The sequence below is a fragment of the Flavobacterium sp. genome (assembly GCF_040402955.1).
Taxonomy (GTDB): domain Bacteria; phylum Bacteroidota; class Bacteroidia; order Flavobacteriales; family Flavobacteriaceae; genus Flavobacterium.
The window spans coordinates 22,508-38,746 of sequence record NZ_JBBALQ010000004.1; the positions used below are offsets into that span (position 1 = coordinate 22,508).

At 29.7% G+C, this 16,239-nt stretch carries 17 protein-coding genes; 6 read left to right on the top strand and 11 right to left on the bottom strand.

Annotated elements, in window-relative coordinates:
* Positions 1–70: 70 nt before the first annotated feature.
* The 5 genes from ABWP78_RS03365 to recF form a co-directional block, all read right to left on the bottom strand.
* On the bottom strand, positions 71–634 hold the full coding sequence (locus ABWP78_RS03365) for an RNA polymerase sigma factor (protein ID WP_291241136.1): 564 nt from the start codon (positions 632–634) through the stop codon (positions 71–73).
* The gene (locus tag ABWP78_RS03370) at positions 625–1,740 is read right to left on the bottom strand and encodes a glycosyltransferase (RefSeq protein ID WP_353169060.1); all 1,116 of its coding nucleotides are present in this window, start codon (positions 1,738–1,740) and stop codon (positions 625–627) included. The genes ABWP78_RS03365 and ABWP78_RS03370 overlap by 10 nt, the downstream gene beginning before the upstream one ends.
* 77 nt (positions 1,741–1,817) lie before the next feature.
* Positions 1,818–2,831 (bottom strand): UDP-N-acetylmuramate dehydrogenase, encoded by a 1,014-nt coding sequence (gene murB / locus ABWP78_RS03375; RefSeq protein ID WP_353169063.1) that lies wholly within the window; start codon positions 2,829–2,831, stop codon positions 1,818–1,820.
* 102 nt (positions 2,832–2,933) lie between these two features.
* On the bottom strand, positions 2,934–3,623 hold the full coding sequence (locus ABWP78_RS03380) for a thioredoxin domain-containing protein (protein WP_353169065.1): 690 nt from the start codon (positions 3,621–3,623) through the stop codon (positions 2,934–2,936).
* Positions 3,624–3,748: 125 nt separating this feature from the next.
* On the bottom strand, positions 3,749–4,828 hold the full coding sequence (gene recF, locus ABWP78_RS03385) for a DNA replication/repair protein RecF (protein ID WP_353169273.1): 1,080 nt from the start codon (positions 4,826–4,828) through the stop codon (positions 3,749–3,751).
* Positions 4,829–4,963: 135 nt separating this feature from the next.
* On the opposite strand from recF, the gene ABWP78_RS03390 reads away from it, so the two are divergent.
* The 6 genes from ABWP78_RS03390 to ABWP78_RS03415 all read left to right on the top strand — a co-directional run bounded on the left by ABWP78_RS03390 (position 4,964) and on the right by ABWP78_RS03415 (position 10,894).
* A complete protein-coding gene (locus tag ABWP78_RS03390; protein WP_353169067.1) occupies positions 4,964–5,758 on the top strand; it encodes a tetratricopeptide repeat protein in 795 nt (264 codons plus the stop codon).
* Positions 5,758–6,246: a 6,7-dimethyl-8-ribityllumazine synthase gene (gene ribH, locus ABWP78_RS03395; protein WP_353169069.1), complete on the top strand. Its 489-nt coding sequence runs from the start codon at positions 5,758–5,760 to the stop codon at positions 6,244–6,246. Before ABWP78_RS03390 ends, ribH begins: the two co-directional genes overlap by 1 nt.
* Before the next feature lie 182 nt (positions 6,247–6,428).
* On the top strand, positions 6,429–8,267 hold the full coding sequence (gene mutL / locus ABWP78_RS03400; protein WP_353169071.1) for a DNA mismatch repair endonuclease MutL: 1,839 nt from the start codon (positions 6,429–6,431) through the stop codon (positions 8,265–8,267).
* Positions 8,268–8,269: 2 nt separating this feature from the next.
* On the top strand, positions 8,270–8,923 hold the full coding sequence (locus ABWP78_RS03405; RefSeq protein ID WP_353169073.1) for a rhomboid family intramembrane serine protease: 654 nt from the start codon (positions 8,270–8,272) through the stop codon (positions 8,921–8,923).
* Positions 8,924–9,019: 96 nt separating this feature from the next.
* Complete coding sequence (locus tag ABWP78_RS03410) at positions 9,020–9,850, top strand: rhomboid family intramembrane serine protease (RefSeq protein WP_353169075.1); 831 nt, start codon at positions 9,020–9,022, stop codon at positions 9,848–9,850.
* Between the two features lie 12 nt (positions 9,851–9,862).
* Positions 9,863–10,894 carry an endonuclease/exonuclease/phosphatase family protein gene (locus ABWP78_RS03415; RefSeq protein WP_353169078.1) on the top strand — a complete coding sequence of 344 codons (1,032 nt, stop codon included), beginning with the start codon at positions 9,863–9,865 and terminating at the stop codon, positions 10,892–10,894.
* Here the strand turns inward: ABWP78_RS03415 and ABWP78_RS03420 are convergent.
* The 6 genes from ABWP78_RS03420 to ABWP78_RS03445 all read right to left on the bottom strand — a co-directional run bounded on the left by ABWP78_RS03420 (position 10,887) and on the right by ABWP78_RS03445 (position 16,200).
* On the bottom strand, positions 10,887–11,453 hold the full coding sequence (locus ABWP78_RS03420; RefSeq protein ID WP_353169080.1) for a pentapeptide repeat-containing protein: 567 nt from the start codon (positions 11,451–11,453) through the stop codon (positions 10,887–10,889). The two genes, ABWP78_RS03415 and ABWP78_RS03420, sit on opposite strands and share 8 nt — an antisense overlap.
* Positions 11,454–11,490: 37 nt before the next feature.
* Entirely contained in the window at positions 11,491–12,210 is a 720-nt protein-coding gene (locus tag ABWP78_RS03425; RefSeq protein WP_353169083.1) for a DUF4369 domain-containing protein, read from the bottom strand.
* Between the two features lie 101 nt (positions 12,211–12,311).
* Positions 12,312–14,174, bottom strand: a complete 1,863-nt coding sequence (locus ABWP78_RS03430; protein WP_353169086.1) for a M61 family metallopeptidase — start codon at positions 14,172–14,174, stop codon at positions 12,312–12,314.
* Between the two features lie 91 nt (positions 14,175–14,265).
* Positions 14,266–14,553 carry a TIGR03643 family protein gene (locus ABWP78_RS03435; RefSeq protein WP_353077860.1) on the bottom strand — a complete coding sequence of 96 codons (288 nt, stop codon included), beginning with the start codon at positions 14,551–14,553 and terminating at the stop codon, positions 14,266–14,268.
* Positions 14,554–14,653: 100 nt separating this feature from the next.
* Positions 14,654–15,256: an alpha-ketoglutarate-dependent dioxygenase AlkB family protein gene (locus ABWP78_RS03440; RefSeq protein WP_353169088.1), complete on the bottom strand. Its 603-nt coding sequence runs from the start codon at positions 15,254–15,256 to the stop codon at positions 14,654–14,656.
* Positions 15,257–15,303: 47 nt separating this feature from the next.
* Complete coding sequence (locus ABWP78_RS03445; protein ID WP_353169095.1) at positions 15,304–16,200, bottom strand: DMT family transporter; 897 nt, start codon at positions 16,198–16,200, stop codon at positions 15,304–15,306.
* Positions 16,201–16,239 lie beyond the last annotated feature (39 nt).

A 16,239-nucleotide genomic window follows, 5' to 3' on the forward strand; every position in this document is an offset into this window, starting at 1 on the left:
GTATAATTTAAACTATATGAAATAATCGTGCCAAAAAAAATAGGTTTTGGACTAAAAAGATAAATTATTGTTATTTATGGATAATAATTTCTGCTAATAATTTTTTAGCACGAAGCAATTTTATTTTGATGTTGTTCAGTGGTTCGTTCAATTGTTCTGCCATATCTTGATAGCTCATTTCTTGAAAGTATCGCAATTGAATAACTTCTTGATACGCAGGTTTTAATTGCTTAATTTGTTGTAGTAATTGCGATAAATTTTGTTCGGTAATTAATTTATCTTCAATTGTTGGAGTATTGTCTAAAACTTGATTGGCCAAACTGTCTTCTTCATCTGTGATTTCTAAAAACAAAGTAGATTTTTTTTTGCGAAGCATATCAATATGGGCGTTTTTAGCAATGGCAATTAACCAAGTATTGAAACCAAATTCAGGGTTGTACGTGCTTATTTTATCAAATGCTTTAGCAAAAGTTTCAATTACAATGTCTTCTGTATCGGTTTCGTTTTCGGTACGTTTTAGCATATATCCGTACACTTCATTCCAATAAAAATCGAGAAGAAAAGTAAAAGCCACTTGATCGCCAAGTTTAGCTTTTTGAATGTTTTTGAGTATTTTTTCTTGTTTTACTTCCAATGTTCTGGTTTGTGTATCAAATTGGTAAAAGCCACTCTGATTTGAGTTATTAGTATAATAATTTCAAAAATTGGATACCAAACAATAATATCTTTTTCTTTTAATTTAGCTGCGCCATAACCAAAAACTATCCAGTTAAAAACGTATCTAAAACCTAAAACGCTTGATACAATAATCCAATTATATTGGAAAGATAGTAAAATTATGGCCAAAATAATACAAGATAGTTGTGAAATGAAATACAATCCAAGTTGCAGCTTGTCAAAACTTTTGTAATGTTTTTTGGTTGAGGTTTCTTTTCTTTTCTGATTTAACCATTCTTTAAAAGTTGTTTTTGGTTCAGAATAGGTGAAACTTTCTGGACTATAACAAATGGTTGTATTGCTTGCATTTGCAGCTTCATTTATAAATAAATCATCCTCGCCTGAACGCACTTTAATATGATTGATAAATCCGTTTACGTTGAAAAACTCAGATTTTTTATATGCCAAATTTCTACCAATTCCCATATAAGGTTTTCCGATTCTTGCCCAAGAAAAATATTGTAAGGCAACAACCACATCGTCAAAACGAATTATTTTATTTAATACAGAGCCTTTAATTTTATTATATGCCCCATATCCTAAAACGATCGTTTTTTTGAATGAAAAGTGCGATGTCATTTCTAAAATCCAGTTTTCAGATGTAATGCGGCAATCTGCATCTGTAAACAATAAATATTCATTTTTTGCAGCTTTAATTCCTAAGGTTAATGCAAATTTTTTGTTTCCCCAAAAGGCTTCATTGTTTTTTACTTTGACTAATTTAACAAAAGAATATTGTTTTTCGTATTCTTCAAATAAGTCTAATGTTTCGTCATTAGACGCATCGTCAATAAGTACTAATTCGTAATTTGGATAATTTTGAGAAACTAAAACAGGAAGTTGTGTTACTAAATTTTCATATTCGTTTTTTGCCCAAACAATTACAGAAACAGGTACGCTTTTTGGAGTTTCTTTTTTAGGTTTTACAAATGAAAAACGACTAAAAACAAACGATTGATAAACGAATTGAACGGCGAAAAAAACTAAAAATGCAATAAAAAGTATAAATAATGTTGTTTCCATATTCTTTTTAAAAGTTGTGCAAATTTAGTCTTATTTGTTTACAATTTCAAGTTTAATTTTTATAAGTAATTCGTAAATTAAATCACATTTACTTCTGCCTCAATACGAATCCCGTATTTTTCAAAAATAGTTTTTTGGATATTTTGCGCAACGTTCCAAATTTCATTTCCTGTCGCATTTCCGTAATTCACTAAAACTAAAGCTTGTTTGGTATGAATTCCAGCATCTCCGAAACGTTTACCTTTAAAACCGGCTTGCTCAATTAGCCAACCCGCAGGCACTTTTACATGCGTTTCCGAAACTGGATAATGTGGCATATCTGGACAATTCGCTTTTGCTTTTTCGTAAATTTCAATAGGAACAATCGGATTTTTAAAGAAACTTCCGCTATTTCCTAATACTTTCGGATTGGGTAATTTACTTTCACGAATGGCGATTACGGCTTTGCTTACCTCTTGAATGGTTGGGTTTTTGATGCCCATAGTTTCTAATTCAATATCAATAGCACCATAAGACGTATTTATTTTGTGATTCTTTTTTGTAAGTTTAAAAACAACCGATACAATCACGTATTGGTTTTTTAATTCAGCTTTAAAAACACTTTCTCTATAACCGAATTTACAAGCAGCTTTGTCAAAAGTGGTAATTTCTTGTGTGTCAATTTTCATCGCTTCACACGAAATAAAGGTGTCTTTAATTTCTACTCCATACGCACCAATATTTTGAATTGGAGTGGCACCAAGATTTCCAGGAATTAAAGATAAATTTTCAATGCCACCATAATTTTTTTGTATGCAAAACTGAACAAATTCGTGCCAAGTTTCACCAGCGTTTCCTTTTACCCAAACAAAATCCTCGTTTTCCTCAATTACTTCAATGCCTTTGTTGTTAATGTGTAACACCAAAGCCTCAATATTTTGAGTCAAAAGCATGTTGCTTCCACCACCTAAAATAAATAGTTTTTTCTGCTGATTTTCTTTTAAAACGCTGGCTAAATCAGTAATTGAATTCACTTCGCAAAATTCAGTTGCAAACGCTTCAATACCAAAAGTGTTGTATTTTTTTAACGATTGTTGTTGTACGATATTCATATATTTAAGTGAATAGTAAATTATATTTTGATTTTATTTTGGCTTAGAGAGCCTCAGCCAACCGTTGACTGAGTTTCTCGAAGTCACATTTTTACTTTGCTCTTATAAAGCTTTTCTCAACTCTTCCTCGCTAACAAATTCGTTTTTAAAGAACGTTTGTTTTCCGTTTTTAACTACAATAATTACTGGTAAACCTTGGTAACCTAATGCGTTAAATAATGATTTGTTTGTATCAGCATCAATTCTGTGGATAATAACTTTATTAGTCATTTCTTTGCTAATTTTATCTAAATAAGGCCCCATTTTTTTACAAGGTCCACACCATTCTGCATAAAAATCAATTACAACAGTTTTATCTGAAATCATTAGTTTATTGTATTCATCTTGTGTCATACCAGACCAAACACCATTTGATTTAGGGTTTGCTTTTTCCCAAGCCATATATCCGCCATCTAATTCGATAATATTTTTAAAGCCCAATTCCACTAAATGATTGGCTGCTTTTTTACTTCTTCCGCCACTTAAGCAATATACAAAAACGGGTTTTGATTTGTCTAAATCTGCGACTTGTGTATCAAAAGAATCTCCATTCCAATCTACGTTTTTAGCATCGGCAATTTTTCCGTTAGCATATTCGCCAGGCGTTCTAACATCTAAAATTTGTGCATCATCCGTTTTTATAATAGTCGCTTTAAATTCTGCTGCATCTACACTTTTAAAGTTTTGACTATTTGTACAGCTAATTGATAGTGTAATAATTACTGTTGCAATAATTGATTTTAAGTTTTTCATTTTATTAAAAATTATAATGTTTATTCGTTTTTTGTTTATTCGTTTATGATGTATTCCGTTTAAAAATCGAATCATCTAAAAATCTAAAAATCTAAAAATCTAACTATCTAACCATCTAAATAAATCTAAATATTAAATATTTTATAGCTTTTATGTGTCTGTTTTATAATGTTTTCCGTTCTTTCGGGATGTGTGTCGGAAATGAAAATTTGTCCAAATACATCGTCGTTTACCATATTTACGATTTGTTGCACTCTAAACGCATCTAGCTTGTCAAAGATATCATCAAAAAGTAAAATCGGCAATGTTTTTGTATGTTTTTTAATGAAATCAAACTGCGCTAATTTCAAAGCAATTAAAAATGATTTTTGTTGTCCTTGCGATCCGAATTTTTTAACCGGAAAACCAGAAATATTAAACAAAACATCGTCTTTATGAATCCCACAAGTGGTATATTGTGTAATTCTGTCTTTTTGAAGATTTTGAATTAGTAAGGTATCCAAATTGTCATCATAAAGTTGACTTTCGTATTCAATAGTTACTTTTTCAGCATTTTCTGAAATAACTTCATATAATTCTTGAAAAACAGGAATAAATTTTTCTAAAAAATCTTTTCTTTTAGTGAAAATTATGTGTCCAAATTCAGATAATTGTTCGTTGTAAATATTCAAATTATCGGCATCAAAAACCTGATTTAACGCAAAGTACTTTAATAATGCATTACGCTGTTGTAACGTTTTCTGATAATTTATTAATGTCTTTAGATAAGTAGCATCAAAAGTAGAAATTACATTATCAATAAATTTTCTTCGGGTTTCGCTACCTTCAATAATCAAATCGGTGTCGCTCGGTGAAATAATCACAATAGGAATCAAACCAATATGTTCTGAAAATTTTTCGTATATTTTTCCGTTGCGTTTTAAAATTTTCTTTTGTGCTTTTTTGTAACTACAAATAATTTGTTCGTTACGATTTTCTTTTTCAAAAACACCATCAATTACAAAAAACTCTTCGCCGTGTTTGATATTTTGGGTGGAAAGTGGATTAAAATAACTTTTACCAACCGCTAAATGATATATTGCATCTAATATTGTAGTTTTTCCAATGCCGTTTTTTCCAACAATAGCGTTTATTTTGCTTTCAAATTCAAAAGAATTTTCGGCAATGTTTTTGTAATTAAGTAAAGATAGTTTTTTTAATATCACGTTTTTTTCGTAAAAAGCATCAAAAATTATACTTTCGAGTACAAATGTAAGTTCAATTTTTAAAAATATAAATAAAAGAACTTTTAAATTTAAATAAAAAGTATATTTTTGCACTTCTAATAAAATTTTAGTTCAATGGCAACATATAATAAAAGAGGTTATAAATCACCAAAACCTGAAGTAGAAAAAGATCCAGCATTTGATACAAGTGTAGATGACATTAATGTAAATGAAAAAGAAAGCACAACTGCTGGCGTTTTTAATACGTTAGATGAAACTGCAAATAAAACAGAAGAGTGGGTAATAAAAAACCAAAAAGCGATTTTAGGTGTAATTGTAGCAGTTGCAATTGGTACTTTAGGATATATTTTATACGATAAATACATCGCTACTCCAAGTCAGGAAGAAGCATTTAAAGAAATGAATCAGGCACAAATGTATTTTCAAAAAGCGGTTGACGCTTCAGAAAAACAAGATTCGTTATTTAAATTATCTTTAAAAGGTGGTGAAGGTAAATTAGGATTTGAAGGAATTATCTCTGAATATTCAGGAACAAAAGCAGCTAACTTAGCAGAATATTCTGCAGGAATGGCTTGTTTACATTTAAAAGACTTTAAAAAAGCAATTGAACATTTAGATAATTTTTCTACAAAAGAATTAAATTTACACGCGTTGGCTATCGGTGCAAAAGGTGATGCAAATGCAGAATTAAATAATAATGAAGAAGCGTTGAAATTATATGTTGAAGCCGCTAATGTGGATGAAAACGACTTTGTAACGCCAAGATTTTTACTTAAAGCAGCTAATAGGGCTATTGTTTTAAAGAGAAATGATGAAGCTTTAGGTTATTTAAAAACGATAAAAGAAAAATACGAAACGTCTCAAGAAGGAAGTACAGTAGATATTTTAATTGCTTCATTGGAAAAATAATGGCAACCGAAAATAAAAATTTATCTCAATACGATAAAAACACAATCCCAAACGCGAAAGATTTTCGGTTTGGGATTGTTGTTTCAGAATGGAATGATACTGTAACCGAAGGGTTGTATAACGGAGTAATTTCAGCATTAACCGATTGTGGTGCCTTGCCAGTAAACATCAACCGATGGAATGTGCCTGGAAGTTTTGAATTAATTTTCGGAGCACGTCAAATGCACGAAAAATTAGAGTTAGATGCTGTAATTGTTATTGGTTGTGTGATTAAAGGCGAAACGATGCATTTCGAGTTTGTTTGCGAAGGCGTAACACAGGGTATGAAAGATTTAAACTTACTTTATGATGTGCCTACAATTTTTTGTGTTTTAACTGATAATACGATGCAACAATCTATCGATAGAAGTGGAGGAAAACACGGAAATAAAGGTGTAGAAGCCGCTATTGCCGCTATTAAAATGATAGATTTAAATAAACGATACTAAACTTTAACAAAGTTAATTAAAACAAAAATCACAGGTTTCCATTCGTGTAATCTGTGATTTTTTATTTTTCACAAATCTATTTTGTTATTAACTTTTACAAATTTGTATTTTTTGAGATATAAAAATACGTTTTTAATTTCTTAAATTTGTAACATAACCAAAATAAAAAACAAAACAGATTAATGTCTGGAATTATTCAATTATTACCTGATCACGTAGCCAATCAAATTGCTGCTGGGGAAGTGGTGCAACGGCCTGCTTCTGTAGTAAAAGAGTTAATTGAAAATGCTGTTGATGCAAAGGCAACCGAAATTAAACTTATCGTAAAAGATGCCGGGAAAACGCTTATTCAAGTCATAGATAATGGCTTAGGAATGAACGTTACCGATGCAAGATTGTGTTTTGAACGTCACGCTACTTCTAAAATTCGTCACGCGGAAGATTTGTTTGCGCTTCATACAAAAGGATTTCGAGGTGAAGCTTTAGCGTCAATTGCTGCAGTTGCTCACGTAGAATTAAAAACCAAACAAGATCAAGAAGAATTAGGTATTCATATCATCATTGAAGGTAGTAAAGTAATTACACAAGATGTGGCTGTTTTGCCAAAAGGAACTTCGTTTTTAGTAAAAAATTTATTTTTCAATATTCCTGCTCGTAGAAATTTTTTAAAATCGGATAATATCGAATTAAAACATATTATTGACGAGTTTGAACGCGTAGCTTTGGCACATCCAAATATCAGTTTTACTATGATTAGTAATGGAAGTGAAGTGTTTAATTTGCCAAGTTCAAATTATCGCCAGCGAATTGTAAATATTTTCGGAGGTAAAACAAATGAAAAATTAGTTCCTGTAACTGAAGAAACGGAGATTTTAAAAATTACTGGTTTTGTAGGAAAGCCCGAATTTGCTAAGAAAAACAGATCAGAACAGTTTTTTTTAGTCAATAATAGATTTATACGAAGTCCATTTTTGCATCACGCTATTATGAATGCTTATGATGGTTTATTACGAGATAATAACCAACCCAGTTATTTCTTGTTTTTAGAAGTGCCGCCTCACACTATCGATATTAACATTCATCCCACAAAAACAGAAGTAAAATTTGACGACGAGCAAGCCTTGTATGCTATTTTACGAGCAACAGTAAAACACAGCTTAGGTATGTTTAATGTGGCGCCAATTCTTGATTTTGAGAGAGATGCTAACTTAGATGTTCCGTATGATTATAAAGATAAAATGTTAGGTACGCCAACCATTCAGGTGGATCGCTCGTTTAATCCATTTGAACCTGAAACTAAAAAATACTCAAGTTCGCCTTCTTACGATAAAAGTAAATCAGTGCAACCACATTGGGAAAGTTTATATACCGATTTAAAGCAAGATTCTTTTGAGGTTACTGCTACAAATTTTGAAACCGATTTAGTAGCCAGTAAATTATTTGATGATAAATCGACAGAAAGTGAGACTTTACTATATCAATTCAATAGAAAATATATTATCAATAGCATTAAATCAGGATTATTAGTTATTCATCAAAGTCGGGCACATCAGCGTATTTTGTACGAACAATTTTTAACAAACATCACCATTCATCAAGCCTCAAGTCAACAGTTGTTGTTTCCTTTAGAACTTCAGTTTTCAAGAGAAGAGATGATGTGTTTAAAAGAAATTCAACCTAATTTAGAAGGAATAGGTTTTGCTTTTGAAAAAATGGGATTAGATGAATTAGTTATATCAGGTTTACCTGGTCAAATTTCAGATACAAATGTTACAGAAATTTTACACGATTTAATTTACAATTTGCAAGAAAATCTACCAGAAGATAGTTTTTCATTAAGTGATAGTATTTCTAAATTTATGGCAAAAAGTGTGTCAATAAAATCTGGTAAATATTTGAATACTATTGAATTAGAAAACATAGTAAATGGTTTATTTGCTTGTAAAGAACCTAACGTATCGCCCTTTAATAAACCAATTTTTATTACATTAACCTCTGAAGATTTAGATAAAAGATTTTAAGTATGTTCAATAATATGACACCGGTTGTAAAGCAACTATTAATAATAAATGTTTTGGTTTTTATATTGAGTCAGGCTATGCCTCAAAATTATGAAACGTTATCCTTATTTTATTTCGAAAGTGAAAAGTTCCGATTTTGGCAACCTTTTACGCATATGTTTATGCACGCGCCTATGCCAAATTTAATGCATATTTTATTCAATATGTTTGCGTTGGTTTCTTTTGGTTCGGCTTTAGAACATTATTGGGGCGGAAAAAAGTTTTTGTTTTTTTACATTGCTTGTGGTTTAGGGGCGGCATTTTTACATACTTTAATTAATTACTATTTAATTAGTAATGTACCTGAAGCTGCTGATGTAATATTGAATAGTCAGGCCGTTGGTGCTTCAGGTGCCATTTATGGTTTATTAGTAGCATTTGCAGTGATGTTCCCAATGGCAGAATTAATGATGATGTTTATTCCTGTACCAATTAAAGCAAAGTTTTTCGTACCAATAATTATAGGTTTAGATTTATTTTCAGGCGTAACCGGTTTTTCAATATTTTCAGGCGGTGGTAATATTGCGCATTTTGCTCATATTGGCGGCGCTTTAACAGGTTTTATTTTGATGATGCTTTGGAGAAAAAATAAGTTTACGCATACTAGGTGGAATTAGGTAGAAAAGTAAAAAATAAAAAAGTCATAGTTCATATTTCTTACATTTCCTTATATGACTTAAATGGTTAAAAAAAAGTCAAAAGCGATAAAATAAATGAATTTTATAAACGAAATAAAACAACAATACAAAACAGGTGATGTTTCTCAAAAGTTAATTTTTATTAATATTTTGGTGTTCATTATTAGTGCTTTGTGTTTTAGTTTTGTTTCAAATCAGTTTCAATATCCAAACTGGCTGGCTTTGTCTTCTAATTATAAAGATGTTTTATGGTTTCCGTGGACTTTAATCACTTATGGGTTTTTACATTCAGATTTCATTCATTTGATTTTTAACTTGTTGTTTTTGTACTACATTAGTACGTTGTTTTATACTTTTTTTACAACCAGACAGTTTTTAACGGTTTATTTTTTAGGCAGTTTTTTTGCAGGATTAATTTTTGTAGCTTATGGTTATTTATTTAATTATACTAATTTAATAGTTGGTGCAAGCGCATCTATTATGGCTGTTTTTATAGCTGTGGCTTCATACGCTCCTAGTTATTCGTTACGATTACCTTTAATTGGCTATTTGAAAATTTGGCATTTGGCATTTTTTTATGTTTTTATAGATATAGCACAATTATTAACTGAAAACACGGGTGGTCATATTGCACATTTGTCTGGTGGTTTCGTTGGATTTATTTTTGCTATGTTAATGAAAAAAGGAATTGATATAAGTGCCATTTTTGCATTTAAAAATAAAAAAAATGATACATTTAAAAAAGTATATAAAAACAAGTCCGTAAAAAAGTATCAATCCGTTCGTGTTTCGGATGTAAATTTTACACAAAGACAAATTGATGAAATACTCGAAAAAATTAGTAAATCGGGATATGAAAGTTTAACTAAAGAAGAAAAAGAGTTTCTTTTTGCAGCCAATAAATAGATGTTAAAAAAAATGTCATTTATTTCAAAAACAATGTTGTTTTTTAATGTGGTAGTTTCGTTTACTACATTAATGGCTTATTTGTTGCCTTTTTTAGCACCAAAATGGTTTCCTTTCTTGAGTGTGTTAAGTTTGTTTTTGCCTTTTTTCTTGGTGGTAAATTTGTTGTTTTTTATGTATTGGTTGATACAATTTAAAAAATATATTTTTGTATCAGGTTTGGTGCTGCTTTTAGGAATCACTTTTATAAATAAGTTTTATAATTTAAAATCAACCAAACTGCCAAAATCGGAAAAAGAGTTTACTATAATGAGTTATAATGTTCGTTTGTTCAACAAATTTAATTGGAACAAAAAAGCGAATATCCCAACCAAAATTGCTGAATTTGTAAGTGAGAAAAACCCAGATATTTTATGTGTTCAAGAGTATTCGAATTTAGAAAAAACACAATTTTCGAATTATAAGTACAAACACGTTTTTAAAGAAGGCAAAAACATTATCGTAGGAAATGCTATTTTTTCTAAATATAAAATTATAGACAAAGGTGTTATTAATTTTCCAAATTCCACAAATAATGTGGTTTATGCCGATATTATTAAAGGGAAGGATACGTTACGAATTTATAGTATGCACTTGCAATCCATAAAAATTAGTACCGATATTGAAGAAGAAGAAATTCAGAAAATGGATGAATCTAAAACCAAATATATTTTTAGAAAAATAAGCGATGCGTTTACGAAGCAACAGGTACAAGCCTTACTCTTAAAAAAGCATTACGTTAATTGTAAATACAAAAAAATTATTTGTGGCGATATGAATAACAGCGCCTTTTCTTTCGTATATAGAACTATAAAAGGATCAATGCAAGATGCTTTTGAATCAAATGGGGAAGGATTTGGTAAAACCTATAATTTTAAATATTATCCAGCTCGAATTGACTATATTTTTGCAGACAAAAACATTCAGATTAATAGTTTTGAAACTTTAAATGATTTTTATAATAGTGATCATTTTCCTCTAATTTCTCGGTTAGAAATTAAATAATATCCAAATCATATTTATTTAAAAGGTCGCTTAAATTCTCATTTGAAAATTTAGTTTTACTTAGTTTATTCTTTTCAGGATCTATAGAAAAATGAAATGCAGAACTGAAGTCTGTTTTTTCTAAATTGGTTGCGTCAAAAATGGATTTTGACAAATCGCAATTTTCAAATTTAACCCCACTAAGTGTCGCATTAGAAAAATCAACATCAATAATTTTTGAATCTTTAAATTTTGAATTTTTTAAATTCATCTTAAAAAACGAGCATACTTGTAATATACAAGAATCAAAGGAAACTTCAAATAAAAAATCACTACAATATTCAAATTGCATTCCTAAAAGCGTACATTCCTGAAAAGTTACTTCTTTGAAAGAAGTTTGACTGATTATTGGCGCTTCAAAATTACAATTAATAAACTCGCAGTTTGTAAATACACTTTTTGAAAGTGTTGTTTTAATAAATTTACAGGAATCAAAAATACAAGTATCGTATTCCGCGGTTTCAAACAATTCGTTGGAATAATTTATTTTACTAAAAGTACTATCTAATATTAGCTTCATAACGAAAGGAATTGTTAAAATAACAAAAGAAATTATTTTATTTTTCTTCTGTTTTTTTTCTTTCAGCTATCCATTCATTTAAACGTTTTCCGTATTTAGATTTCGCAACCTTTGGAACTAACATTTTATTGATTGTATCTAATAATTTTATATTTGCATCTGGAATTTCACTTAAAGCGATATAAGGCGACACCTCATATTTTGGATTAATTAGTGCGAAATTAGCCGTATATAAATATTTTCTAATGGTTAATTTATCGCGTTTGTTTTGAATGTCTTCTGTTATTGTTGCCTTGTTTGCTGTTTTGTTTTTCAATTCTTTTTCTAATAAATCTAACTTTTCGTCATTTAATTTTGACTTAATTTTTAAGAATTTTTCATACACTTTTTGATTTTCTGAACCTGTAATTTTTGCATTGGCGTAAAAACCTTGTAAAGTGGTTTCTATTTTCATTTTACCAGGTTCTGCGAAAAATTGAATACTATTATCTATAGATTCAGTCGTTCCTCTATCTAAAGTTAGATATAACATTTGTGGTTCATCTAATTGAATTTTGGTTTCAAAATTAGATTTCCCAGAGATTATAATACTATCTAAAATTACTAAATTAGTATCATTAAGCTTATGAATGTATAGTTTTCCTTTTTTTAAACCTTCTACACTTCCAGATATTTCTAAATTCCCAGTTTTATTGCTTTCTGTTTTACTACAAGCTACTAAAATGGTAACTAAAAGTATTGTAACTATTTTTTTCATTTTACAAGTGTTGATTTCAATTTATATGAAGTGCAAAGAAAATAAAAAAATCCTCAAATTAATAGTAATTTGAGGATTTTATATTGGTCTTTACTTATTGATTATCCTTTTAACCAAGCATTTTTAACTGTTTCTTTTGTTTTATCCGTTGCCATAAAACCTGATTTTTCTTCTTTAGGTAAATTAATTTTACCTTTTAAAACTAATTCTTTTCCATCTCTAATTACAGTTACTGAAATAGCATCGCCGTCTTTCCAAGATTCGCTTGACATAATTAAATCGTATATATTGTCTAAATTATATTCTTTGTCATTAAATGCTTTTAACACATCATTACCTTGAATTCCTAAAGAAGTCATAAAAATATTATTGCTAACATCTTCTAAAGCTTTAATTTGTTTTGTAGCACCGTCAACTGTAATTAAGGGCGTTCTTCCGTCTTTTAGAAAAGGATTTCCTGAAGCGATGGTTTTACCTTTTGTAACACCCATTTTAGCAAAAAACACTTCGTAAGGAATTGGAGTTTCACCAGCAACGTAGGTATTTAAAAATTCTCCAATTTGAGGATATGTAATTCTTGTAATCGTAGCAAATAATTCTTCATCTTTAAATGGTTTGTTGCTTCCAAATTCGTTAGATAAATCTTGCATTAGACTAAGAATTCCTCTTTGTCCGTTGCTTAATTCTCTCATTTGAATATCAATACACATAGCAATTAAAGCTCCTTTTTGATATACATTTAGGTATTGGTCTTTATAAGGTTGTTCCAAAACGTTTTTACTCATTTTTGTAAAACTCATTTTGTCATTCATGGCATTTGCTTCCTCAATTTTTCCATTCATTCTTTTGTAGAAATCTTCTTCAGATATTAATCCTTGATTTACTTGAAATAAATTCGCGAAATATTCGGTAATTCCTTCATACATCCATAAATGTTCAGACATTTGAGGTTTGTTGAAATCAAAATAATGAATTTCTCTTGAATGTACACTTAATGGTGTTACAATATGAAAAAATTCGTGTGAAACCACATCTTTTAATTGTTCTTGTAGCGCTTCTAACGGCATCATTTCTGGCATTACAACGGTTGTTGACGTCATATGTTCCAAAGCACCAAAACCTTTTGCATTTTTAGCTGCCATATCAGAAAGATATAACAAAACCGTATATTTTTTATTGGCGTTAAATTTACCTAAGAATTTTTTTTGAGCTCTCATAAACTTTTCAGTTTCTGGAGTTATATCAGCCGCTTTATACTTTCCATTTGGAGAATAAACACTGATTACAATATCCATACCTTCAACGTTAAACTCAGTATAATCTGGCTTAGAATACATTATCGGATTGTCTACTAAAGCGCCATATCTTTCTGCAGTAAAGATGTCAACTTCATTACTGGGATTGGTATCAACTAATGAAGTCGCACCCCATAAAGTTGCCGGATGTAGTATTTCAACCGTGTAAGAAATTTCAGATTTTCCTTCAAAATAGCCTACAAAACCGTGCGTGTTAAGCATAAAGTTTTCTCCAGCTTTAATGTTTGTTCCAGCAGGTGAAAATATATCTTCACTTTCACCAAAACCAGCTCCGCCTTCTGTATCGAAAGTGTCACTCACATTATAAGTTACTTTGGCTAATTTAGTCGCTTCGTAAATCGTATATGAATTCTCATCCATTTTAGCGATTTTTAAAGGATTTCCTTTATGGTCAAAAGCTTTAACATTATCTACATATCTTCCGTAATTGTCTTCAGAATAGGTTCCGGGAACAATTTTAGGAATGTTAAACGTGGTAGTTTCAGTTGTAATTGTAGGATTAATTATTGTAACTTTTACTTTGTCGTCAGTTACATTTACTAAATCAATGCTAACAGAAACATCATTTTTTACAGTTGAAGTAACATTAGATGTTTTACAACTCATTAAAAAAATGGCGCAACTTAGGGTAAGTACTATTTTTTTCATTTTCATTTTATTATATATTGAATAAGTAGCTAAACGCTAAAAATTGTTACAAAAAAAATCCTGTCGTGATACTAATCAGACAGGATTTTTATTAATCGAATTTATTTTTAAAATAATATTTGCTATCTAAATCGTCTATGTCGTCATCTAAAACATTGGTTTTAAATGCTTTTGGTTTGGGTTTTCCTGCTGCAACTTTCTTTTTCCAAAGTTCAAAATTATCTTTAGAAAGTTTTTTTCGCATAATTTCGGTTACTTCACTTTCGGAAATACCAAATTCTTCTTTAATTACTTCAAAAGGCTTTTTTTCCTCTTGAGCCATACTAATTACACGTTCTGTATCTTCGTAATTTAGTTCAATCTTTTTACTTTTTTTCATTAGTGAAAAGTATAATTTGTTAATTATTCTATCTTATTTTTAATTTATAACCCAATATTATTAAAAAAAATATTTTGAAGCAAAAAAATAGAGGCTTTTTTTAAAGAATTTTTCTGAAAGTTAAATTTATTCTTGGGTTTTTAGGTTGAGTGGCTTTTGGAATTTGATGTTTATAATGAACTTGAGCACCATTTTTCATTACTAATAAACTACCGTGTTCTAATAATAAAGATTGTTTTATTTCTTTTTTTGTATTGTGTTTTATTTGAAATATTCTTGCTTCTCCAAAGCTTACGGAAGCAATAACAGGATCTCTACCTAATTCTTTTTCGTTATCGGCATGCCAACCATTACTATCTCTTTCGTTTCTATATAAATTTAGTAATGCAGTAGTAAAATATTCATTTGTGGTGGCTTCAATTTCTTCTTTTATGAAGGTTAAAACGCTATTAAACGGATGAGGTTGCATAACAATATTGGAATATCCATATGATTTTCCGTCATTTCCATAAAGAGCTGTTAATCTGGGTTGTGCTATTTTTTTCCCAAAAATGGTTATGTCATCTTGTTGCCAAGCTATTTCTTTAGATAGGGTTTCTAAAAATATATCGGCTTTTTCTTTAGAGAAAAAATTTGGATAATAAATAAACTCGGCATCGGGTAAATTTAAAAATATAGGTTCTTTATCAAATAAATTAAGCATAAAAAAAGCGATGATTTACGCCGCTAATTTATTGCTATTTTTTTGAATTAGTGTTTCTTTTTTGAAAAATTAAGATTCATAATCACAATGGCTAGAAGTATTAAAACTATTCCGCACCATTGCCAAAGTACAACTTCTTCATTTAATAGTAAGAAAGCCATTAGTACAGAAACTGGTAATTCTAAAGAAGCCACAATACTTCCTAAACCCAATCCTGTTTTTGGAAAACCAGCATTTAGTAATATTGGTGGTATGATTGTTCCGAAAAGGGCTAAAAACAATCCGTAATTCTTGAAAATTTCAATGTTTAAAGATCCAACTTGTGAAAATGCCGAAAAAGCAAACACAATTACTGCGCCACCTAATAGCATATATAAACTTCGTTGTGCGGATGAAATTCCCAAAGCTACTTTATTTGCTGTAAACATAGTTGTGGTAAATGAAGCTGCAGCTAAAATACCCCAAAATATGCCTCTCCAATCTAATTGAATTGTAAATTCATATAATTTTGTAGCTAAAAATGTTCCAAATAAAACAATAATTACCGAAATTATCTTTTGGGTAGAAGGTCGTTTTTTATCTAAAATCCACTCTAATAAAACGCCCATCCAAACGGTTTGCATAAGAAGTACAATGGCTATTGAAACATCAATATATTTTACACACAAATAGTAAAAAACACTTGTCATTCCTAATGAAGTTCCAGCAACCATTAGTTGAAAAATATTTTTTGAACTGGCTTTTTGAGCTTTTTTTTTATTAATTATTTTTTGGAATAAATTTATTAATAATACCCCAAGTATTCCATAAATAAACTGTGAAAAAGTTACTTCAGCTGTTGTATAGCCGTCTTTGTAGGCTAATTTTACAAACGTTGCTAACATTCCATAGCTGGTAGCGCCTAATGCAACAAGAAAAACACCTTTTAGTACATTATTTTTCATTAATCTGTTTTTATAAAGTCAACAAAGGTAGTTATAAAA

Coding starts and splice junctions, on each gene's coding strand:
- ABWP78_RS03435 (WP_353077860.1), bottom strand. CDS start 14,553: ATGAAAAAAAGTAAAAAGATTGAACTAAATTACGAAGATACAGAACGT.
- ABWP78_RS03390 (WP_353169067.1), top strand. CDS start 4,964: ATGGCAACATATAATAAAAGAGGTTATAAATCACCAAAACCTGAAGTA.
- ABWP78_RS03440 (WP_353169088.1), bottom strand. CDS start 15,256: ATGCTTAATTTATTTGATAAAGAACCTATATTTTTAAATTTACCCGAT.
- ribH (WP_353169069.1), top strand. CDS start 5,758: ATGGCAACCGAAAATAAAAATTTATCTCAATACGATAAAAACACAATC.
- mutL (WP_353169071.1), top strand. CDS start 6,429: ATGTCTGGAATTATTCAATTATTACCTGATCACGTAGCCAATCAAATT.
- ABWP78_RS03415 (WP_353169078.1), top strand. CDS start 9,863: ATGTCATTTATTTCAAAAACAATGTTGTTTTTTAATGTGGTAGTTTCG.
- ABWP78_RS03405 (WP_353169073.1), top strand. CDS start 8,270: ATGTTCAATAATATGACACCGGTTGTAAAGCAACTATTAATAATAAAT.
- ABWP78_RS03430 (WP_353169086.1), bottom strand. CDS start 14,174: ATGAAAAAAATAGTACTTACCCTAAGTTGCGCCATTTTTTTAATGAGT.
- ABWP78_RS03370 (WP_353169060.1), bottom strand. CDS start 1,740: ATGGAAACAACATTATTTATACTTTTTATTGCATTTTTAGTTTTTTTC.
- ABWP78_RS03425 (WP_353169083.1), bottom strand. CDS start 12,210: ATGAAAAAAATAGTTACAATACTTTTAGTTACCATTTTAGTAGCTTGT.
- ABWP78_RS03445 (WP_353169095.1), bottom strand. CDS start 16,200: ATGAAAAATAATGTACTAAAAGGTGTTTTTCTTGTTGCATTAGGCGCT.
- ABWP78_RS03380 (WP_353169065.1), bottom strand. CDS start 3,623: ATGAAAAACTTAAAATCAATTATTGCAACAGTAATTATTACACTATCA.
- ABWP78_RS03410 (WP_353169075.1), top strand. CDS start 9,020: ATGAATTTTATAAACGAAATAAAACAACAATACAAAACAGGTGATGTT.
- murB (WP_353169063.1), bottom strand. CDS start 2,831: ATGAATATCGTACAACAACAATCGTTAAAAAAATACAACACTTTTGGT.
- ABWP78_RS03420 (WP_353169080.1), bottom strand. CDS start 11,453: ATGAAGCTAATATTAGATAGTACTTTTAGTAAAATAAATTATTCCAAC.